This is a genomic window from Pirellulales bacterium (assembly GCA_035499655.1).
In the GTDB taxonomy this organism is placed as follows: Bacteria; Planctomycetota; Planctomycetia; order Pirellulales; family JADZDJ01; genus DATJYL01.
Genome location: DATJYL010000108.1, coordinates 1 through 20,395 on the forward strand (window position 1 = coordinate 1; position 20,395 = coordinate 20,395).

The window sequence follows — 20,395 nt, forward strand, 5'->3', positions numbered from 1 at the left end:
ATGCTCAGCTTCAGCAAGGAGCGCGAGCCCGATTTGGCCCCAGCCCAATTGAACGAGGTCGTTGCTGAGGTGATCGAGCTGATGCAAGCTCGGGCCGCGGAATTGAATGTATCGTTGAATTGGAACCCCGACGGCGCCATGCCGCTGGTTCCACTGGATAGCGATGCAATTCACAAAGCGGTGCTTAACGTGCTCACGAATGCTGTCGATGCTTGCGAGGAGCGGCCCGCGGGCCGGGTCGATGTCTCCACCCGGCACCTCGCCGATCAACACTTGGTGCAAGTGATCGTCGAAGACAACGGCGTGGGCATTTCCGCTGAGCAGTTGCCGAAAATCTTTCAGGTGTTCGTTTCCGACAAAGGGACCCGCGGCACCGGCCTGGGGCTGCCCGTAAGTCAGAAAATTATCAAAGAACATGGCGGCCGCATTGCTGTCGATAGTGAAGTCGGCCGTGGCAGCCGTTTTGTTTTGGAGTTCCCAACTACCGTGAGCGAAGTGGCCCGCGACTCAGGAATCGCAGCAAAAGAAACTCACGTCGGCGGCACGGTAGACGACGTCACCCAGGCCGGATGATCCGGCGCCGCCTGCTTTCGCATTCGTGCCACGTGCGCCAGCACCCAAGCGAACATTGTCTTGGCAGTCACACGGGTCAAAGCGGCTTTACAAACGGATTGGTCTGCTTTTCTTTGCCGATGGTAGTGACCGGACCGTGGCCGGAAAGAACCAGCGTATTGTCGGGGAGTGTGAACAGCTTTTCACGAATACCCAGCGTCAACTGCTCGTAATCGCCGTCGGGAAAATCCGTCCGGCCAATCGAGCCGGCAAATAGCACGTCGCCACCGAACACGATCCGCGGGTCATTGGAAGTCCAAATGTAAACCACGTGACCGGAAGAATGGCCCGGAATTTCACAAACTTCCAATTGGAAACCAGCGTAATCGATCACGTCGCCGTTGTTGACCAGTCGATCTGCCGCAGGGCTGACAACCGGTTCGCCATACTTTGCGGACAGATTTATTTTCGGATCGGTAAGTTTATCCGCCTCGTGAACGCCAATCACGATGGGGCAATCGGGCCAGCGACGTTTCATGGCCGCGTTCCCCCCGATATGGTCGCTGTGGCCGTGCGTGATGAGCATGGCGCAGGGCGTCAATTCGTATTGCTCAATCGCCTCGATAATTCGCTTGGGCTCTAACCCCGGGTCAATCACCAGGCAATCGTGACGGCCATCCATCCAAGCGATGTAGGTGTTTTGCCCGAACTTGCGGGATACAATCGTCAAAATACGCGGCTCAATGGCGGTCATTGCGGAAAAGTTTAACGGATAAGCGGACCGCAGCAATAGATCGGAGTGGAAAATATCATCGCGAATTTAAACCCACCGCGCCGGCATCAGGGTTGTTTGCCGCATTTCTTTTGCGATTTTGAATGGATGACCGCCACCCAAATTGTAGTCCGGGGTGAAACGGAAGAGCTGATTTTTCCGGTACAGGTGAAGTTCCGGGCTGGGCAACGTGGCCGGTGTTTACGACCGATATGTAATTCTTGCCAGCAATCGTGGCGATGTACAGCATGTGCGAAGCGGCGCTGCGCGTTTTTACCGTTTTATGCAAACCGCCTAAGCAACCTTCCATCTAAGGACTTACGTCCAGCGGATAAGCGGCTGAAAGCGGCCTCGACCTGCTCCTGCCCGTCGGTATAAAACTTGCTCGCCAATTTGACCCCTTGGAACAACGCGGTCATAGCCCCATCGCAATCGCGGCACCATTACGCGGCCTTTCATTGTAATTGCGGCAAACACAAACCAACCAAAATGTGACCTCAGGTCGAACCAGCGGCTACCCACGGTAGGAAACACAAACCGCCGCACCGCGGCAAATTCAACGGAGTGAATATATGCCATCTCTGAATGTGCGCTCTGCGGCCCGGAAATCCTCTTGCGGCACGCCCGTCCAGTTGAAGCGTTTGACGGTGGCCCTGTTGAGCTCGGCCTTGGTGCTCATCGTCCTGTCGCCGGCGGTGACAACTCGTGCCCAAGTGCAAGTCGCCGAAACCAACAGCATGACACCTCAAACGATTCCGCAAGCAGCGCCAAACCAGGCGCCCGCACAAGAACATCCGTTAGAGCCCGCTTTGAGGATGGCTTACAAAATTCGTGACAATATCAATGCCAACGTCCGCGATTACACGGCTACCATCGTCAAGCGCGAGCGAATTAACGGTAAGGTTGGCGATCCGCAATATGCACTGATCAAGGTTCGACAACAACCTTTTAGCGTCTACTTGGGCTTCATCGGGCCTGCCGACGTAAAAGGACAGGAATGCATGTACATCGAGGGGGCCAACGAGGGCAAAATGTTTGCGCATGCCCCGCCCGGCACGCTGCGTGGGAAATTCGGCACGGTCTCGCTCGAACCAAACAGCGCCATGGCCATGAAAGACCAACGCTACCCGATTACAGAAATTGGCATCGCGAACTTAACGAAACGCTTGATCGAAGTTGGCGAACATGACAAACAATATGGTGAATGCGACGTGCAATTCTTCCAGGGCGCTAAGGTAAACGGTCAAGGGTGTACGGTCATCCAGGTCACGCATCCCGTGCCGCGCCGCAATTTCTTGTTCAACATCGCCCGGATCTACGTCGACGATCAATTGCAACTGCCCATCCGTTACGAAGCTTACGATTGGCCGGCGCAGGCGGGCGGCTCTCCCGAATTGCTCGAAGAGTACACCTACATGAATCTGAAGGTTAACCAGGGCCTCACCGACGCGGATTTCGATGTCCGCAATCCAAACTACACGTTTAATCTAAAGTAATTGAGTTCGTTTTCGAACTCATCTGGGCTTACTACGTTTGTCGAACATTCAAGGGTGACCTCGCTCTCGAGTTATTGCTCGGGCGCGAGGTCGTTGTGCTTAAAAATGCAGACATTCGGCAGACCCTTGCCAAATGCTCCCCAGCGACAAACAATCGAAGCAGCCTGGGGAGGAAAATGCATCGGATGAACAAGGTTTTCGGTGTAATCATTGGCGCCGTGTTGATCGCGGCGGCGCTCATGCTTGCCTACGTGGGCATTCGCCATCATTTAGGCTGGGACTGGAATCTTCCACGGCACGATTCCTCGGCGAATGGCGCCTCTGATCATGCTTCTCCTGTCGCCCTCGATAACGCTGCGCATCCGCTCGATGCCGCACTGGAGCTGGCCCGGCAAGTGCAGGAAAACATCGAGCACAACGTCCACGATTACACCGCCACCGTCGTCAAGCAGGAGCGTTACGCGGGGCAGTTAAAGCCGCCGCAATTTTGCGACATTAAAATCCGCAGCCAGCCCTTCAGCGTGTACATGAAGTTCGTTGCCCCTGAAGACGTCAAAGGGCAGGAAGCCCTTTACGTCGCCGGCGCTAACGATAGCAAGCTCATTGGCCACGCCGGCAGCGGAGCGGCGGCGCTGGTCGGTTCCCTGTGGCTCGATCCACGCGGACCCATCGCCATGCTCGGGCAGCGGTACCCCATCACCGATATGGGAATTGCAACTCTGACTAAAAAGCTGATCGAAGTTGGCGAGCATGATCGCCAATATGGCGAATGTTATGTCTGGAGGAACGATCAGGCGAAAGTCGGCGACCGGCCCTGCATTTCCATCACCGTGATGCACCCCCAGCGGCGCTCGGCCTTCATTTTTCACATCGCCCGAATTTTCATCGACAAAGAGCTGATGGTGCCGGTGCATTACGAGGCCTACGATTGGCCGGAGCAGGAGGGCGGACCGCCGCTGCTATTGGAAAGTTACACTTACGTCAATTTGAAACTCAATCCCGGCCTGACCGATGCCGATTTCGATCCGCACAACCCGGACTACCATTTCGGGCTGAAATAAGTCGTGGCTGCGGCCCGATCCTGCAGGTGACGGTGTGGCTTATCTGACCAAGCGACGAGTCTGGCAAGCGGCGCGCCTGTTGCTGATCGCTTATTTGCTGGTTATCGTGCTGATGATGTTCCTCGAAGAATCGCTGCTTTACTTTCCGACGAAGTATCCTGACGGCGATTGGAATCCGCCGGGCCTAGTGTTTGAAGATGCTTGGTTTCAGGCGGCCGATGGCGCCCGCCTGCACGGCTGGTTTGTGCCGTGCGATCATCCGCGGGCCGTGGCCCTGTTTGCCCACGGTAACGCCGGCAACCTTAGCCATCGGGCAGATTTGTTCATTCAACTGCATCGGCTGGGCATTGCCGTGTTGGCGTTCGATTATCGCGGTTACGGCCGCAGCTCCGGCGTGCCGACCGAATCTGGAATCATCGCCGATGGCCGGGCCGCCCGCACGTGGTTGGCCCAGCGGGCCGGCATTCCGGAAAGCGAAATCGTGCTGATGGGCGAATCGCTGGGCGGCGCGGTCGCTGTGCAATTGGCGGCCGAATCGCCGGCCCGCGGCTTGGTTCTGGAAAACACTTTCACCAGTGCGCCCGACGTGGCCGCTTTCCATTACCCTTGGCTGCCGGTAAAGCAGTTGATGCGAACCCGCTTCGACTCGGCGGCCGCCATCGGCAAATATCATGGCCCGCTATTGCAATTCCACGGCGATGCCGACACCATTGTCCCCTTCGCGCTGGGCCGCAAACTGTTCGATGCCGCCAACCAGCCGAAGCAATGGGTGGTCATCCCCGGCAGCGACCACAACGATCCGCGGACGCCTGCATTCTTTCAGGCGCTGGATCAGTTTATCGCCAACTTGCCGTCCACGGAGCCAAAAGCGCGCTAAAAGACTTGATCAAAAATCTCTCCCTTTGGGAGAGGGCGGAGTGAGGGGCTGAAATCCAGCGCAGATCGCGAGATGCCGCCGATTGACTGCTACCGCGGATACAACGCATCGCCTTGGCGAGTGGCGGTATCGCCGTGTAGATCGGATGCGCCGCCGGGACGGTCCGGCAAAATTAGCTGCGTCCCTGGACGTAAGTAATCGAAATCGTCGCCCAGGGCATCGCGGTTCAATTCATAAATTTCTCCCCAGCGCGCCGGTTTTCCCAGTTCGTGCCGGGCAATTTCGAACAGCGTATCGCCGTCCACCACCGTGTACACTCGGCCCGCCCCTTGCAGGCGGCTGTTGGCCGAAACCATCCGCTGCTGCAGGCTGGCCGTTAGCTTCCGCGGCTTGGGGCACAAATCCGGATACATTCGCCGAATCACCGCTTCGTCGGGCACCGTCAGCACTTCGCCCACTTTCAAATCGTCGGAATCTTTGGTGCGCTTACGGTTCAGTTCGAACAGTGCTTTGAAAAAGCCGCCGCTGCCGTACGCCTTTTCGCTGATAATCCAAAAGCTATCGCCCGGTTGCACCGCGTATTGGTCGCCGTCTCGCTGAATGCCTGTTGGCGGCGCGGTTGAGGTGGGCACTACCCCGGATGCCGCCCCGCGCGAAGTAAAATCACCCACGGCGCTGTCGCGCTGCGGAAAATCGCCGGGTGCGTTGCTTCGCGGCAAGTATTCGTTGGTGGGCACAGTGCGCGGCGTGAACTCGGACCCGGGAGTTGAATTGCGAACCGCAACACGAGGCTCCGGCGGCGCCGAATATCGATCGTCGCCGGCCGCGGACATGCCTGCCGATGGCGTGACGGTGGGAGCAGCCGCGGTCATGTTCGTTGGTATGCTTCGCAACCCATTGACCGGTGGATTTTCTGTTCTTGCGATGTCGCCGGCAGTTGAAGCATTCCCCTGCCAATTCGACCTTGGCGGCTCGCTGCCCGAGTTGTAATCGGCATGGGGTTGTGTTTCCGCGGCGGTGACGCGTGGGAACGGATCAACAGCCGCTACAGGTTGCGGTTGCGGGGTGACCGCGGTCGGAGTTGGGTGCGTGTCTTCGCTGGCCGTGTTGTAGCCGGAATGATATGGAACTGGTGTGTCAGATCGGGTCACGGTATCCCGCGATCGATTTGGATCATCTTGCGATCGAGAACCAGGTTCACCCGGGGTTCGGGAATTGTAACGATTTCCATCGGCCACTGGCAGCGGCTCGGCCAGCAACGATGGAGGCTGGCTGGAAGCTGGCGGCGAATTGTGATCGCGCGAGGTTGCTTCCGTTTGCCACGGACGCGGCGCGGGATTGTTCCACACGGACCCGGCATTTTGGTTTAGGCCCTCATGGCTGTTCATGGCAAATTCCGGCGGCCGACTGTTATCGTCCTGCGGAGTTACCAAGGTCGGCGGAGTCGGCTGCGGCGGCATGTGCGAAAGGTTCGGGGAATCGGTCCCCTTCGCTGCCGCAGTCAAATTCATCGGGGGGAAATTCGAATGCTTCGTCAGTCGTTTGACCAACAGCGCGCAGAACACCGCTAGTAAAACGCCGATGAACATCAGCCCCATTTTGGCTTCCCGTGCCATAATCTGCCTCCTCCTTGAGGCGCTTCCGCTTCACGCCCACGACAACCAATGCTCAGGACCACCTAAACAACCGCCATGCCCTCTATACCCGTTCTGCAATCCGCAACTTGGCGCTGCGGCTCCGCGGATTACGGGCAATTTCCGCTTCCGTCGCCGTCACCGGCTTTCGAGAAATGGCCCGCATCCGCGGATCGTCTCGAAAGGCTTCCTTCACCCGGCGATCTTCCAGCGAGTGAAAGCTGATGATCGCCAGCCGGCCGCCGGGTTTCAAACAATCGGGCAACCTCCGTAAGGCAATTTCCAGTGATTTAAGTTCATCGTTGACCGCAATTCGCAGCGCTTGAAATGTTCGCGTGGCCGGATCGATCCTTTGCTGCCGGGCCGCCGCCGGAACCGCTTGACGGACGATTTGGGCCAGTTGCCGCGAGGTTTCGATCGGCTGGTGATGCCGCGTTTCGACAATCGCTCGGGCAATTCTCCGGCTGAAGCGTTCTTCTCCGTAATGAAAAATTAAATCGGCCAGGTGTTCCGCGCTCAATCGATTGACCAGCCGTGCCGCCGGCTCACCCGCCAAGGGGTTAAACCGCAAGTCCAAGGGGCCGTCGGCCTCGAAGCTGAAGCCACGAGCGGCATCGGCCAATTGATCGCTGGATAAACCCAAATCGAGCAAAATTCCATCCACTGTGGTCACGTTTTGTTCCGCGAACACCTCCGGCAAGTTGCAATAATTGGCTTGAATTAGTTTGACCGGCAAACCGGTCAAATTTTTTTCCGCTGCGCTTACAGCCGAGGGATCACGATCAACTGCAAACACGCAGCCCGTTGGCCCCACGTGTTCCGCCAAGGCTTTGGCGTGTCCGCCGCCGCCCAATGTTCCATCGACAAAAATGCCGCCAGGCTGAGGATGCAGCCCCGATAGAGCTTCTGCCAGCAAAACGGGTACATGGCGCGACGCCGACATGCAAGCTGCTGCCAAAAAGGGAATTTTTCAAATGAGGCAATGGCCCCATTGTAGGCCCGCTGCGCGCTGGCACAAATCCAGCCCGTGCAGGCGGCATTTCCATTTCAACAACGAACTTGGCTTGCCGAGGCCAAAAGCCACGAACGTGGCGCGCGTGTCCGCCACGAGATGTCGGGGCGAACACACGGTGGGCTATGTACCGATTCCGCCCTTTCCAAGCAAGCGAAGTTTTTACAATGGCGAAAAGATAGTTCGGAAACATGCTCTATCCGGTGATTTCGCAATCCTGCCGCATTCGGGGCTTGCTATCATCGGTCATGCCGCTGCGAAAAACCGCGATGATTTCAAGATCTGCCCTTTTCGGAGCCTTGCGCGGGGCGCTGGCGACTAGCTAAAATGAGCCGCCCCGATATCCATTTCCAAAACCCACTTTACCAATCGACTTCTCCCTGGCGGCCGGCACATTCCGTGACTACTGAACTCGACCATTATGATTACGATTTGCCCAAGCACCTGATCGCGCAGGAACCTGTGGCGAATCGCGCCGATGCCCGGCTGATGCTGGTCGATCGCGTGCGGCGGCAAATTTCGCACCATCATGTGCGCGATCTGCCTGAGCTGCTCCGCTCCGGCGACTGTTTGGTGCTGAACGATACCCGCGTGGTCCCGGCCCGGCTGGTCGGCTATCGCACCTCGACCAAAGGTCGCTGGGAAGGATTATTTCTGGCCGCCGAGCCCAGTGGCGCGTGGCAAGTACTGTGCAAAGCCCGCGGAAAATTGACTCCCGGCGAAACCATTCAACTGCTTGATCGGATGGCTCGGGAAGACGTTCAATTGCGTTTGGTCGCCAAGTCGGACGAAGGGGTCTGGCTGGCCCGGCCATCGGCAGAGGACCCCGCCTTCAAACTCTTGGACCGTATCGGTCGTGTGCCGCTGCCCAAATACATTCGGCACGGCGAAATGGTCGATGCCGACCTGCAGCGCTACCAAACCGTGTTTGCCAAACACAATGGCTCCGTGGCGGCGCCCACCGCCGGTTTGCACTTCACGCCCGATTTGCTCGATCGCTTGCAGGCCGCCAAAATCGGCATCGCGAAAATTACGCTGCACGTCGGGCTCGATACGTTTCGCCCCATCAAAGCCACTCGGCTGGAAAAACACGCCATGCACAGCGAATGGGGAAAAATCGACGCCGCCAGCGTGGAGCGATTGACCGCCGCTCGAAAAAATAAAGGCCGCATCGTGGCCGTGGGCACCACGTCGGTTCGCGTGTTGGAAACCGCCGCGGCCGACGGCGTTTTGCGCCCCTGGGAAGGGCAAACCCAATTGTTCATTCGCCCGCCATATCGTTTTCGTGCCGTCGATTGCTTGCTGACCAACTTCCACTTGCCGCGAACCACGTTGTTGGTGCTAGCCCGCACGTTCGGCGGCGACGAACTCCTCCGCCGGGCTTACGACGAAGCCGTTCGCAGCGAATACCGCTTTTACAGCTACGGCGACGCCATGCTGATTGTGTGAGAGAGCGCCTGGAGCAGGGCATAGGGCGGGCTGAAAATGGGAGGCTACCGGTAAGAGCGATGATATAGTGAAAGGTGAGCAGTTCGCGCGGGGTCCTCGTCAATTATCTGCCCGGGCGATATATTGCCTTTTCAATCATCTACTGAACCCTGAACCCTCACTTCCACGCATGTCCCTTGTCCATACCGAACACGTGTTGGTCGTCCCCACCGAGTTATTTCGCCGCCTGGGCTATTTCCAGGGTTTTACCTGCGATGTCGATCGTTATCTGGCCGAATTGCTCAGTCCCGGCAACACCAGTTACCGGCCGCGGGGCGAAATGGAGGAAAACCCCGGCTTCAAGCAACTGATTCCCTACGTCATATTCCGCCACCGTGATGCCGCCGGCCGCGACTATTTATTCCAATACACTCGCGGCAAAGGCATGGGCGAAAGTCGCCTGCACAGCAAACGCAGTGTCGGCGTCGGCGGGCACATTTCTATCGACGATTGCACCGCCGAGGGAACCGTCCCCTACGCCGAGGGCATGCAGCGCGAGCTGGACGAAGAGGTCATCATCAATACCCCTTATGCCAGCCGCTGTGTAGGATTGATTAACGACGATCAAACCCCTGTCGGCCAGGTCCATTTGGGCGTGGTTCATCTGTTCGATGTCCAGCGCCCCGCCGTCGAGCCGCGCGAAGCCGAAATTCTCGACGCCGGTTTCCGCCCGGCGGCCGAGCTCCTGGCCGATTTGGATCGGTTTGAATCGTGGTCCCAATTTTGCCTCCGCGCTTTGTTTGGCTGATGCGAAAGCCGTCGATCGCATCAATCATCCATCAGCCCGAAGCCGCCCTATTAGCGCTGCGTGATCGCATGGCCGCTGACTTGCCCATTTACATGGATAACCACGCCACCACGCGCGTCGATCCGCGAGTGCTGGAGGTCATGTTGCCGTTTTTCAGCGAGCACTATGGGAACGCCGGCAGCACCAGCCATCAATACGGTTGGGAAGCCCGCGAGGCGGTCGATGCGGCCCGAGAAAGCATCGCCGCGGCCATCGGCGCCCAGCCACGCGAAATCGTCTTCACCAGCGGCGCGACCGAAAGCAACAACCTGGCCTTGCGCGGCGTGGCGGATCGGGCTCTTTCAAAACAAGGTTTGTCGAACAGCCACGCTTGGCCGCCGCACATCATCAGCGTGATTACCGAGCATAAGGCGATCCTCGATCCCTTGGAATATCTCGCCCATCATGGCTGCGAAATTACGCTCCTGCCGGTGGAGCAGGCCGGCAGCGAGCGCGCCGGCTCAATTTCAGCCGATCAGGTCGCCGCCGCCATCCGCGATAACACCGTGTTGGTAAGCGTGATGCTGGCCAATAACGAGATCGGTGTCATCCAGCCGCTGGCCGAAATCGGCGCCGTGTGCCGCCAGCGCAAAATCTTACTGCACACCGACGCCACGCAAGCCGTCGGAAAAATGCCTGTCAATGTGGATGATCTGCAAGTCGACTTGCTCAGTTTTTCCGCCCACAAAATCTATGGTCCCAAGGGCGTTGGCGCGCTGTTCGTGCGGCGACGGGCTCCGTTGGTCAAGCTGGAACCGCAGATTTTCGGCGGCGGGCAGGAAAACGGCTTCCGCAGCGGAACTGCCAACGTGCCCGGCATGGTCGGCATGGCGCGAGCCTTGGAATTATGCCGCGAAGAAATGTTGATGGAACAGCCACGCTTGGCGATGCTGCGCGATCGCCTGTATGCCGGGCTGACCGAACAGTTTCCCGACATCTTGGTGAACGGCCCCGTCCTGGAACAGTCCATACATCGCGACGGAGCGATTCGCCTCCCCGGTAATCTCAATCTCAGCTTCGGTGATGTTGACGGCGAAGCCCTGCTGCTGGACATGCAGGATCGGCTGGCGGTGAGTTCCGGTAGCGCTTGCACCTCCGCCAATCCACAGCCCAGCCACGTGCTACGGGCTCTAGGACTTTCCGACGACGCAGTTCGCAGCAGCCTGCGGTTCGGCCTGGGCCGGTTCAACACCGCCGAAGAAGTGGAAACTGCCATTCAAATCGTCGTTGACTCGGTCACCCGCCTGCGAAAGCTTGGCAGCCTGGCGTAACCGCTTTCGCCGTAAATTTCCGCGTTTGGCGGTGGCAAAAATGCCCTCTTCCATTTCAATATTTCAGCGTATAATTTAGACATCTGCGGATGCGAAAAATCAGCCCATAAAATAAATTTCACACGTTATCCAGGAGCTTAACCGCCATGGCAGTTTCCATCACTGAACGGGCCGCGAAAGAAGTCAAGAAAATTCTCGAAGATCAAAAGATGGAACCCACTACGTTGTTGCGTGTGGGCGTGGCCGGCGGCGGCTGCAGCGGCTTCCAATACAGCCTGGGCTTCGATCAGAAGTACGACGAAAAGGCCGACTCCAAATACGATTGCCACGGCGTAAGCGTGGTGGTCGACAAAAAAAGCGCCCTGTACCTCGACGGCACCACGGTCGATTTCTACGAAGGCCTCGAAAAGCGCGGCTTCACGTTTGACAACCCCAACGCCGTAAAAAGCTGCGGCTGCGGCAGCTCGTTCCAGGCGTAAGCAATTTCGCTGCATGCCACGGTAATTTGCCTTTGAATCATTGCCAGCGGCGGGATTTATTCCCGCCGCTTTTCGTTTCATTGCCGATGCCGTAGAATCACCGGCATGAAGAAAATCCATATTATCGGCATCGGCGACGACGGGCTGGAAGGCATCACGGCCCAAGCCCGCCGGCTCATCGAAGAAGCCGATCTCGTCCTGGGCGCCGAAGCCACGCTCAGCCTGCTCCCCAAATCCGGCGTCACTGACCAGCGTGTGCCGCTGGGCGGCAATCTTGACGACGCCGTGCAGCAAGTCAGCAAAGCCGGCAATAAAAAAATTGCCGTGTTGGCCTCCGGCGATCCGCTGTTTTACGGCGTGGCACGTTACCTGTGCGATAAGCTCGGCAAAGATCGCTTCGAAGTCGTGCCGCATGTCAGCAGCATGCAATTGGCGTTCGCCCGTGTGAAGGAAAGCTGGGAAGACGCTTATCTCACCAATCTCGCATCATATCCGCTGAATTCGGTCATCGAAAAAATTCGCGTCTCCGACACCGTCGGCTTGTTCACCAGCGAAGCGTTTCCACCCGCCGCCGTCGCCAAAGCATTGCTCGCCGAGCAGATCGATTATTTCCAGGCATACGTGTGCGAAAATCTCGGCTCTCCCGACGAGCGCGTCACGCACGGCTCTCTTGGCGAAATTGCCCGCGAGCAATTCTCCGCGCTCAACGTTATGATTTTGGTCCGGCGGCCCGAAACCCCCGACCGCCCGACCGACGCCCGGCCGCTGCGTCGCTTTGGCAATCCCGACGAAGTATTTTTGCAATCGCGCCCCAAGCGCGGCCTGCTCACGCCGGCCGAAGTCCGCAGCCTGGCCCTGGCGGAATTAGCCATCGGCGCTAAAAGCGTCGTGTGGGATGTCGGCGCCGGCAGCGGATCGGTATCCATCGAAGCCGCTCAGTTAGCCGCCGAAGGCACGGCCTACGCCATCGAAATGGATCCCGAAGATATTGAGCTGATCAAAACCAACGCCCAGCGCTTCCGCGTCAAAAACCTGGTTCCCGTGCTCGGCCGCGCTCCAGAAGCGTGGGGCAATTTGCCGCAGCCCGATTGCATTTTTGTCGGTGGCAGCGGCCGCGAAATTGCCCGTCTTGTGGAGTTGGCCTACAAGCAACTCAAGCCTGGCGGGCGGTTAGTCGCCACCGTGGGCAGCATCGAAAATTTGTCGGCCGTGCGCGACGGGCTCCAACGTCAGGCCGGCGACGTTAGCGTGCTTTTGGTCAACGTCGCCCGTGGCACGCAGCAGTTGGAAAGCATGCGTTTTGTGGCATTGAACCCCACGTTTTTGCTCAGCGCCGTCAAGCCAAAATGAAAGTCGTTCTTTCGACTCGTTAAATTATGCCTGACGAAAAACCGCTCGACGTGATTGCCGTGGGCGCGCATCCCGACGATGTCGAAATCGCCTGCGGCGGCACGCTGGCCAAATTGGCCAAACAGGGCTACCGCGTCGGCATTGTCGATCTGACCGATGGCGAACCCACGCCCAACTCGCCTGGGCCGGAAGCGCGGCTGGCCGAGGCCGATGCCGCCGCAAAAAAACTGGGCGTGCATGTGAGGGTGCAGTTGGGTTTGCCCAATCGCCGGCTATTCGACACTTTCGAAGCCCGCGTAGCACTGGGCAAAGTTTTTCGCCGCTACCGGCCGCGGCTGGTATTCGGCTTCGGCGAAAAAACACCGCTCGCTTCGCCCGATCATTTCCAGGCCATGCAAATTACCGATGCGGGCGTGTTCTACGCCCGGCTGACGAAGTGGGATCAACATTTCGACGGCCTGCCGGTCCACACCATTTCGGCTTACCTCTATTACACGCTAGCTTTTACATCCTTCGGCGTTCCTCCCGGTGCTGGCAGCATTGTGGTCGATATTACCGATACGTTGGAGGCCAAGCTGGCGGCCATCCGCTGCTATCAAACTCAGTTCGGCGCCGCGCCGGAAAAGCAAATTGAAAAGCGCGTGCAAGCATTCGCGGTGCAACTTGGGACGGCAGCAGGATTTCCGGCCGGCGAAATGTTTTCCAGCCCCCGCTTGATCGGCACCCGCGACCTGATGCACTTTCTATTCGGCCAGAAACCGGGCGATCAACCGGCCCCGCCGGAGCCGCCACGTTGACAAAATGAGGTTGCACCTGCTCGTGGCCAAATTGTAACATTCGCGGCACTTGATTGAGCCGCCCAGCGCGGCGCGTGGATCGCAAGGAGGCGACACATGCTACCAGATCATCCAAGTAAAGCAGCCGAATCGTACAAATCTTTGGTCCGTTCGGCAAAGGTCGAGCCGCTCGATTTATTACACGATCGGCCCCAGGCGGTGCAAGGCCCCAACCGCGGCTACCGCAAGTTCATTCTGTTGGCTCATCAGCGATCCGGTTCGTCGATGATGGTCGACACGCTGGCCAAGCACCCGCAAATTCTCTCCTTTGGCGAGCTCTTCGTTCCAGGCCGCATTGATTTTGAGATCGAAGGTTACGACCCGCATTCGGCCAAGCTGCTGGCTTTACGCAATGCGCGGCCGCTGCAGTTTCTCGAAGAGTTCGTGTTTTCGTCGTACTCGAACGATATTAAGGCGGTGGGGTTTAAGCTGTTTCCGGATCAAATTGACAATTTCTCCTTCCGCTGTGTTTGGAAATGGCTCAAGCGTAATCCAGACATCAAAATTATTTACCTCACGCGCCGCAATCTGCTCGCCACCTACGCGTCGCTGCAAATTGCCAAAAGAAGCGGCGTGTTTGCAATCAAAAATGAGTCCGAAAGAGTGCAGGCGACAATTAAGATTAAACCCAGAAAATGCTTGGCCGAATGGCGAAAGAGAAAGCGTTATCACCAGCTCGTCGAAAAAAAGATCAAAGAGCGCGAGATGCTCAAGTGGATCTACGAAGATTTTACGCAATCCCCCGACCAGCATCTCCGGCAAGTGCAGCAATTTCTCGGGGTCGACGTATCCGATCTGAAAATCAGCACCGTCAAGCAGGAGGTACGCCCCCTCTCCGCCGTCATTGAAAATTATTACCAATTGCAGCAGCACTTTTCCGGCACTCAGTGGGAACAATTCTTCGATCTTCCTCCCTTGCCGCAGCCTCTCCTGCCTGCTTCCACCCGAGGTGCGATGCCGGCCTTCGGTTCCGAACGAACGCCGGGCAGAAAAACCGCTCGCTTGCGGGCCGGAATTCCCAGCAAAATGTTCAGCCGCCGCTCCGTCATGGCTTCCGCGTTGGCCCTCAGTTTCTTTTTCGTCGGCTTATTTTTTGTGCAAATATTCGGCTCAAAAGTTTCAGCGGAAGATCAAACGGTTACCGCCATTAACCAGACGGCTGCTCGAATTGAACAGTACGTGCAGCAACACCGCGAGTTGCCCACGGCGCTTGATGGTCTGGCGGCTTCCAACTCCGAATCGAAACAGGCGACCGACGCTTGGAGCCGCCCGATTAAGTATAAAATTATCGAGCCCGATACTTTTGAGCTCGTCAGCTACGGCGCGGACGGCGCCCCTGGCGGCAGCGGCGAGGGCGCCGATATTGTGCGCACCTATCAGGTCGTGGCCGGCCAGGTGCGCGACCTTCGCTAACGTTGTTTGATGGCAGGCCGTCTCATTGCGGTTGCGGCCCGCGCCTTTCCGGCAGTGTGTTTTTTCTGGCCGGTTGCCGGCCGCCGTTTTTCGCGGTTTTCGGTTTTGCCGGTTAATTCGTACAAAAACCGACTTGGTTCCGTCGGTCGGCTTTTGCCCCATTTCAGCCGCGACAGCGCCAGCGACAAGGTCAGCCGATCCTTCGCCCGGGTCACGCCCACGTAACACAGCCGGCGCTCCTCGTCGATGGCCTTCTGGTCTCCATTTTTCTCCGCATCGACCGACTTCTGGTGCGGCAGCAATCCTTCTTCCATGCCCACTAAATACACGTGCGGAAATTCCAATCCCTTGGCGGCGTGCAGCGTCATCAGCGCAATGGCGTTTCGATTGAGCTTCGATTCCTTGTCCCCCGCTTCGTCGCGCTCGCCCAACGCCACCTCGTCCAAAAACGCCCGCAGCGTCGGCTTTTTTGTCCGTTTTTCAAAGGCCGCCAAGGCATTGATCAGCTCCTGCACCGAAGCCCAGCGCGATTGCTGCTCGTTGACATCCGGATACTGCCGGGCCAAATCATCCTGGTAACGAATGTGCGAAATCAAATGCGTTGCCAGGCTTGCCGGTGGTTCGCCTCCCACGCGGCTGCGATACGATTCTATCAGCTGGCGAAATTTGCTAATCGCTTCCTGCGCAACGGGCGTCAATTTGCATTCCGGCGGCAGGTCCGCCAAAACATCCCACAACGGAAGGCCTTGTTGCACCGCGTGTTCCAACAGCGCTTTGACCGTCGTTTGCCCAATGCCGCGCGGCGGCGTGTTGATAATCCGCAATAGCGATGGTTCATCCTGCGGCTGATCGAGCACGCGCAAATAAGCCAGCACGTCCTTGATTTCGCGACGATCGTAGAACGATTGCCCGCCAATCAGCACGTAGGGAATGTTCTCGTGGCGCAGCTCCATTTCAAACGGCCGAGGCTGTTCGTTGGTGCGGCACAAAATAGCGATGTCGCGCGGCTGTATCGCCAGGTTCTGCAATCGCAGCTTGATGTCTCCCACCACGTGCGCCGCCTCGTCGGTTTCGTCCTGACATTGCACAATCACCGGCTGCAAGCCCCCCGGCCGCGATGCCCGCAATACTTTTTCGTGCCGCTGTCGGTTGAAGGCAATCAGCCGGTTGGCAAATTCCAAAATGGCTTCGCAGGTGCGGTAATTATCTTCCAGGCAAATTACTTTGGCGTCCGGCCAATCGTGCTGAAAGCGCAAAATATGTTCCACTTCGGCGCCGCGCCAACCGTAAATCGATTGATCGTCGTCTCCTACTACGCACAAATTGCCATGCTCGCCGGCCAGCGATTTCACAATGCGGTACTGGCTGGCGTTGGTGTCTTGATATTCGTCAATCAGCAGATGATCGAAACGACGGGCTTCCGTGCGTTGGGCCGCCGGAAACTGCTCGAACAATTTATGCGTCAGCAGCAACAGGTCGTCGAAATCGACGGCGCCACCCGCTTTCAGCGCGTCTTGATACCGCCGATAAGCCGTCGCGGCCAAATGTTCGCGGTCGGTCTGGGCCTGTGCTGCGGCCTCATCGGGCTCCAGAGCCGCCGTTTTCCATCGCCCGATGAAATACAACAAGTCGCCCGGGCGCAGCCGATCGGCGCTGGCCCGCACTTCTCGCAATGCCTGCCGTGCCGCTCCTTCCTGATCGCCGCGATCGAAAATCACAAACTGCCGCGGATAGCCCAAGTGCTGAATTTGTCGCCGCAAAATGCGCACACACAGCGAATGAAACGTGGAAATTTCCGGCCGCCCGCTGCGCTGCCTTCCCAGCAATTCGGCGGCCCGTTGCTGCATTTCGCTGGCTGCCTTGTTGGTGAACGTCACGGCCAGAATCCGCTCCGGCTTCGTGCGCTGCCGAATCAGGTTGGCAATCCGAAACGTCACCACGCGTGTTTTGCCCGTACCGGCCCCAGCCAACACCAGGAGCGGCCCGGAAAGGGTTTCCACCGCCTCGCGTTGAGCTGCGTTGAGTGACATACGGTGTAGATGAATCGAGGGCCGACACCATTTAGCCGCTGGGCTTGCCCAGCGGCGGGTGCATGAAATAAATAGCACAACAACATCACGCCGAAGCCGTGCGAGTTTATCGTGCCGACACGCCCACTGTCTATCGGCCCAACTTGTCGCGGTTGGGTCGCCTTTGCGACGGCCGGGCCGGTCTTGACGTTGTTCTTCCATCAGCGCTATACTCCAGTCTGCAAACTATTTGATTACCCATTTTGGGTGCAAAATCTGCTGGTGCTGCGCGGCGACGGATCGCCTCCGAACCGCACCAATTTGATTGCCGTACTGTTTTTTGGAGACCGATCCACGGATGAAAGCCCAACATCGCCACGAACTGCAAACCAACCAATTGGCCGTTTGGCTGGAACATTCCGGCCAGCGCCTCAAACCGTATGCGCGCGCTATTGTCGGCGTGCTGGTGGCGGCAGCGATTGTGTTGGCGGTATACACCTATCTCGGCTCGGTGGAGCGGCGCGCAAATGTGGCGGCGTCCGATCAATTCGTTTCCGGATTGGACGCCTTGGAAGGCGGAATGACAGCCGAACTACAGCGCACCATTGACGATTATCGCGGCACGCAACCCGCGACTTTGGCGCAACTGGTGAAGGCCGAAATACTGCTCGACAACGGCGCCAATGCGCTGTATGCCAACAAGCCGGCCGGACGTGAAAACATTTTTAATGCCTCCGATGCCTTTGCCGCCGTCGATCGAGAAACGCACGATCCCATGCTCCGCGCCTGGGCGCTGTACGGTTTGGGAAGAGCCCACGAATCGATGGGCGATTTGGACCGCGCTCGTGACGATTTCCAACAGTTGCTCAAAGAGTATCCGGACAGTTCGCTGGCCGAGGCTGCCCGCACTCACGTAGACCGCCTGAATCAACCGTCCGTCAAAGAGTTTTACGATTGGTTCGCCAAGCAAGAACCCCGTCCCCCCGCGGCCGAGAACGAGCCTGGCGCCCCCGGCGTAAAACCCTCATTCAATTTGGACGAGCCGCAGTCCGTGCCGCAGGGCGATGTCAAACTGCCCAGCGCCTTGTCGGAAAGCCCGTCGGGCGCTCAGCCGGCCCCCGGAACGGAGTCTCCTTCACCAGCGCCTTCCCCTGCGGAAAAATCGCCTCCGGCCGGCGCTTCAAAATGACGAATTTTTAACAGCTCGGTGAGCTAATGCCCGTCATCTTTTGTCATTCGTGCTTCGTCATTCTTTAGACATTCGACATTCGTCATTTTGGGTGGTGGGACAATTTGAAATTCCGACAGCCGCTTTTCCCGACTGACACAGTCGGGCTATGTTCAAATTGGCCCACTACCTCATTTTGCGGGAGCGTCATGTCCGCTGGCACGCCGATCGAGCGCGTTGTGGAGCCGCAGCATTCCGGTTGCAGGCTCGATGTCTTCTTAGCCCGTCAGTTTCCTGAGTTTAGCCGGGCCCAGTTGCGGCGAGCCATCGATGCCGGCTCGGTCGTGTTGAACAACCATCCGGCCAAGGCCGGCCAGCGTCTCAAAGGCGGCGATCACTTGCGCTTCGAATTGCCGGAAATCCCGCGCCCCGGGCCGGTCCCTGAAAATATCCCGCTGGAAATTCTATTCGAAGACGAGCATCTGGCGGCCATCAACAAGCCTCCGGGCATGGTCGTGCATCCGGCCAAGGGGCACTGGTCCGGTACACTAACGGCCGCTTTGGCGTTTCATTTACAGCAGCTCAGCGCGGCCGGCGGTCCAACCCGGCCCGGCATCGTGCACCGGCTGGACCGCGACACGAGCGGCGTGCTGGTCGTGGCCAAAACTGATGCTGCCCACTACGCGCTGGCCGAGCAATTCGCCCGCCGCACGGTGGAAAAAGAGTATTTTACCGTCGTGGTCGGCGCGAGCGACAAAGATCGCGACGTCATCGACATGCCCATCGGCATGCATCCTTACCAGCGGGAAAAAATGGCCATTCGCCGCGATCACGCTTCCAGCCGGCCGGCGCAAACCATGTACGAAGTAACCGAGCGATTCGAGGGCTTCGCGGTCCTTCACCTCAGGCCGAAAACGGGCCGAACGCATCAAATACGCGTCCATCTGGCGTCCATCGGCTGCCCCGTGCTGTGCGATAAGCAATACGGCGGCCGGTCGGAAATTACTCGCGGCGAAATTCGCCGCCAGGCAGAAGACCACACCGTGTTGTTAGCCCGGCAAGCGTTGCACGCCTGGCGACTGTCGCTGGCTCATCCAGTAAGCGGCGCAAAGTTAACGTTCGAAGCCCCTTTGGCGCCAGACATCGACCGCGTACTCGACGAATTGCGAACCTACCGCCGCTCCATGAAGCCGGTGCGCTGACCACATTACGGCGTTGCCGCCTTTTTGTCTTGCATCCGCCGTACCCAATCGCGAACCTGTCCGGCCAGCACTAGTTGCATGGCCCCTCCCGCAATGGCGTACACGCCGATCAGCCACACCACGGCTTCCAATCCGGCCACCGGCCACACAATCAAGGCCAGGCCAAACAGCACGGAAAGAATGCCTGCCACGATGAACAGCCATTCTCCTTCGACGTGGCGACGCAGTCGCAATGCAAACACGATTTCCAACACGCCGCTAATTAGCGCACGCAGGCCGATATAGATCACCAGCACCAACGCCGCCACGCCGGGCCGGGCGAAAGTAAACACACCGATCATAATTCCAAAAATGCCCGCCAACAGCAGCAGCCACCAATCGTCAAAGGTGTCGTGACTGGCCAAAGAACCCACGACGGCAAAAGTTCCATCCACAATCGCAAAAATTGCAAACACCCAAATCAGCGAAGCCACCACCGCCAGAGTCGGCAGTGCCAGCACCAGCACGCCAAATACCAAGGCCAACAGGCCGCGGATCACTAAAAAGCTGGAGATGCGTTTTGCTTTATCGAACATGATCGGGTCCTCAATTTTGGATGCTGGAATATCGACTAGGTGAGTGACGCGCAATCCACGGAAATAACTGGCCTTACCCCGCGATTTCGCTATACATTTCTAGGTCACGCCGCAGCGGCTATCAACCCACAGGATCCGCTTTTTCTCGAGAAATACCCGCAATGAGTGCGTTTTTTACTTCGCGCACCTCACTTGCCGATGCAAAAGCGGCTGAAAATGCGGTCCAGCAGGTCGTCGGTATACACGGCTCCCACCACTTTTCCCAGTTCCGCAAGCGCGGTGCGAAGCTCCGCCGCCACAAGCTCTTCCTCCGCCGGACCACTGGCGGTCGGAGCCGCAATCAACCGCCGCGCACCAGATAGCGAATCGCTCGCCAGCCGAATGCTTTCTCGCACGCGCGCCGCTGTACCAGC

The 20,395-nt window shown here is 58.1% G+C and carries 19 protein-coding genes; 13 read left to right on the forward strand and 6 right to left on the reverse strand.

Going from position 1 to position 20,395, the window contains the following annotated elements:
• A partial coding sequence (locus VMJ32_07615; protein ID HTQ38878.1) for an ATP-binding protein occupies positions 1-573 on the forward strand: 573 nt, incomplete at its 5' end.
• A 76-nt stretch (positions 574-649) separates the two neighbouring features.
• Here VMJ32_07615 and VMJ32_07620 read toward each other — a convergent pair.
• The gene (locus VMJ32_07620; protein HTQ38879.1) at positions 650-1,306 is read right to left on the reverse strand and encodes an MBL fold metallo-hydrolase; all 657 of its coding nucleotides are present in this window, start codon (positions 1,304-1,306) and stop codon (positions 650-652) included.
• 590 nt (positions 1,307-1,896) lie between these two features.
• On the opposite strand from VMJ32_07620, the gene VMJ32_07625 reads away from it, so the two are divergent.
• The 3 genes from VMJ32_07625 to VMJ32_07635 all read left to right on the forward strand — a co-directional run bounded on the left by VMJ32_07625 (position 1,897) and on the right by VMJ32_07635 (position 4,758).
• A complete protein-coding gene (locus VMJ32_07625) occupies positions 1,897-2,820 on the forward strand; it encodes a DUF1571 domain-containing protein (GenBank protein ID HTQ38880.1) in 924 nt (307 codons plus the stop codon).
• A gap of 185 nt (positions 2,821-3,005) precedes the next feature.
• Positions 3,006-3,881, forward strand: coding sequence for a DUF1571 domain-containing protein (locus VMJ32_07630; GenBank protein HTQ38881.1), 876 nt, complete (start codon positions 3,006-3,008; stop codon positions 3,879-3,881).
• Positions 3,882-3,915: 34 nt separating this feature from the next.
• Positions 3,916-4,758 (forward strand): alpha/beta hydrolase, encoded by an 843-nt coding sequence (locus VMJ32_07635; GenBank protein ID HTQ38882.1) that lies wholly within the window; start codon positions 3,916-3,918, stop codon positions 4,756-4,758.
• A gap of 89 nt (positions 4,759-4,847) precedes the next feature.
• Here the strand turns inward: VMJ32_07635 and VMJ32_07640 are convergent, their stop codons facing one another.
• Complete coding sequence (locus VMJ32_07640) at positions 4,848-6,374, reverse strand: LysM peptidoglycan-binding domain-containing protein (protein HTQ38883.1); 1,527 nt, start codon at positions 6,372-6,374, stop codon at positions 4,848-4,850.
• An 82-nt stretch (positions 6,375-6,456) separates the two neighbouring features.
• On the reverse strand, positions 6,457-7,335 hold the full coding sequence (rsmH, locus tag VMJ32_07645) for a 16S rRNA (cytosine(1402)-N(4))-methyltransferase RsmH (protein HTQ38884.1): 879 nt from the start codon (positions 7,333-7,335) through the stop codon (positions 6,457-6,459).
• A 468-nt stretch (positions 7,336-7,803) separates the two neighbouring features.
• Between rsmH and queA the strand changes: the two genes are divergently transcribed.
• From queA to VMJ32_07680, 7 genes are all read left to right on the forward strand, one after another.
• Complete coding sequence (gene queA, locus VMJ32_07650; protein ID HTQ38885.1) at positions 7,804-8,853, forward strand: tRNA preQ1(34) S-adenosylmethionine ribosyltransferase-isomerase QueA; 1,050 nt, start codon at positions 7,804-7,806, stop codon at positions 8,851-8,853.
• 169 nt (positions 8,854-9,022) lie between these two features.
• Positions 9,023-9,640, forward strand: a complete 618-nt coding sequence (locus tag VMJ32_07655; protein ID HTQ38886.1) for a phosphoesterase — start codon at positions 9,023-9,025, stop codon at positions 9,638-9,640.
• Positions 9,640-10,950: a cysteine desulfurase family protein gene (locus VMJ32_07660; GenBank protein ID HTQ38887.1), complete on the forward strand. Its 1,311-nt coding sequence runs from the start codon at positions 9,640-9,642 to the stop codon at positions 10,948-10,950. The genes VMJ32_07655 and VMJ32_07660 overlap by 1 nt, the downstream gene beginning before the upstream one ends.
• 146 nt (positions 10,951-11,096) lie before the next feature.
• Positions 11,097-11,429, forward strand: coding sequence for an iron-sulfur cluster assembly accessory protein (locus tag VMJ32_07665; GenBank protein HTQ38888.1), 333 nt, complete (start codon positions 11,097-11,099; stop codon positions 11,427-11,429).
• A 105-nt stretch (positions 11,430-11,534) separates the two neighbouring features.
• Positions 11,535-12,779, forward strand: coding sequence for a precorrin-6y C5,15-methyltransferase (decarboxylating) subunit CbiE (gene cbiE / locus VMJ32_07670; GenBank protein HTQ38889.1), 1,245 nt, complete (start codon positions 11,535-11,537; stop codon positions 12,777-12,779).
• A gap of 26 nt (positions 12,780-12,805) precedes the next feature.
• The gene (locus tag VMJ32_07675) at positions 12,806-13,576 is read left to right on the forward strand and encodes a PIG-L family deacetylase (GenBank protein HTQ38890.1); all 771 of its coding nucleotides are present in this window, start codon (positions 12,806-12,808) and stop codon (positions 13,574-13,576) included.
• A 96-nt stretch (positions 13,577-13,672) separates the two neighbouring features.
• Complete coding sequence (locus VMJ32_07680) at positions 13,673-15,028, forward strand: sulfotransferase (GenBank protein ID HTQ38891.1); 1,356 nt, start codon at positions 13,673-13,675, stop codon at positions 15,026-15,028.
• Here VMJ32_07680 and VMJ32_07685 read toward each other — a convergent pair.
• A complete protein-coding gene (locus tag VMJ32_07685; protein ID HTQ38892.1) occupies positions 15,025-17,058 on the reverse strand; it encodes a UvrD-helicase domain-containing protein in 2,034 nt (677 codons plus the stop codon). The two genes, VMJ32_07680 and VMJ32_07685, sit on opposite strands and share 4 nt — an antisense overlap.
• Before the next feature lie 337 nt (positions 17,059-17,395).
• Here VMJ32_07685 and VMJ32_07690 point away from each other — a divergent pair, with 337 nt between their 5' ends.
• Entirely contained in the window at positions 17,396-18,226 is an 831-nt protein-coding gene (locus VMJ32_07690; GenBank protein ID HTQ38893.1) for a tetratricopeptide repeat protein, read from the forward strand.
• 188 nt (positions 18,227-18,414) lie between these two features.
• Positions 18,415-19,407: an RluA family pseudouridine synthase gene (locus tag VMJ32_07695; protein HTQ38894.1), complete on the forward strand. Its 993-nt coding sequence runs from the start codon at positions 18,415-18,417 to the stop codon at positions 19,405-19,407.
• A 5-nt stretch (positions 19,408-19,412) separates the two neighbouring features.
• On the opposite strand, the gene VMJ32_07700 is transcribed toward VMJ32_07695, so the two are convergent.
• Both VMJ32_07700 and VMJ32_07705 read right to left on the reverse strand, forming a co-directional pair.
• Positions 19,413-19,982, reverse strand: coding sequence for an HdeD family acid-resistance protein (locus VMJ32_07700; protein HTQ38895.1), 570 nt, complete (start codon positions 19,980-19,982; stop codon positions 19,413-19,415).
• A gap of 188 nt (positions 19,983-20,170) precedes the next feature.
• Positions 20,171-20,395: tRNA uridine-5-carboxymethylaminomethyl(34) synthesis GTPase MnmE (locus tag VMJ32_07705; GenBank protein ID HTQ38896.1), on the reverse strand; the 225-nt coding region annotated here is incomplete at its 5' end.

Coding starts and splice junctions, on each gene's coding strand:
- VMJ32_07665 (HTQ38888.1), top strand. CDS start 11,097: ATGGCAGTTTCCATCACTGAACGGGCCGCGAAAGAAGTCAAGAAAATT.
- VMJ32_07690 (HTQ38893.1), top strand. CDS start 17,396: ATGAAAGCCCAACATCGCCACGAACTGCAAACCAACCAATTGGCCGTT.
- VMJ32_07675 (HTQ38890.1), top strand. CDS start 12,806: ATGCCTGACGAAAAACCGCTCGACGTGATTGCCGTGGGCGCGCATCCC.
- VMJ32_07625 (HTQ38880.1), top strand. CDS start 1,897: ATGCCATCTCTGAATGTGCGCTCTGCGGCCCGGAAATCCTCTTGCGGC.
- VMJ32_07700 (HTQ38895.1), bottom strand. CDS start 19,982: ATGTTCGATAAAGCAAAACGCATCTCCAGCTTTTTAGTGATCCGCGGC.
- VMJ32_07630 (HTQ38881.1), top strand. CDS start 3,006: ATGAACAAGGTTTTCGGTGTAATCATTGGCGCCGTGTTGATCGCGGCG.
- VMJ32_07695 (HTQ38894.1), top strand. CDS start 18,415: ATGTCCGCTGGCACGCCGATCGAGCGCGTTGTGGAGCCGCAGCATTCC.
- cbiE (HTQ38889.1), top strand. CDS start 11,535: ATGAAGAAAATCCATATTATCGGCATCGGCGACGACGGGCTGGAAGGC.
- VMJ32_07640 (HTQ38883.1), bottom strand. CDS start 6,374: ATGGCACGGGAAGCCAAAATGGGGCTGATGTTCATCGGCGTTTTACTA.
- VMJ32_07685 (HTQ38892.1), bottom strand. CDS start 17,058: ATGTCACTCAACGCAGCTCAACGCGAGGCGGTGGAAACCCTTTCCGGG.
- VMJ32_07620 (HTQ38879.1), bottom strand. CDS start 1,306: ATGACCGCCATTGAGCCGCGTATTTTGACGATTGTATCCCGCAAGTTC.
- VMJ32_07655 (HTQ38886.1), top strand. CDS start 9,023: ATGTCCCTTGTCCATACCGAACACGTGTTGGTCGTCCCCACCGAGTTA.
- VMJ32_07660 (HTQ38887.1), top strand. CDS start 9,640: ATGCGAAAGCCGTCGATCGCATCAATCATCCATCAGCCCGAAGCCGCC.
- rsmH (HTQ38884.1), bottom strand. CDS start 7,335: ATGTCGGCGTCGCGCCATGTACCCGTTTTGCTGGCAGAAGCTCTATCG.
- VMJ32_07680 (HTQ38891.1), top strand. CDS start 13,673: ATGCTACCAGATCATCCAAGTAAAGCAGCCGAATCGTACAAATCTTTG.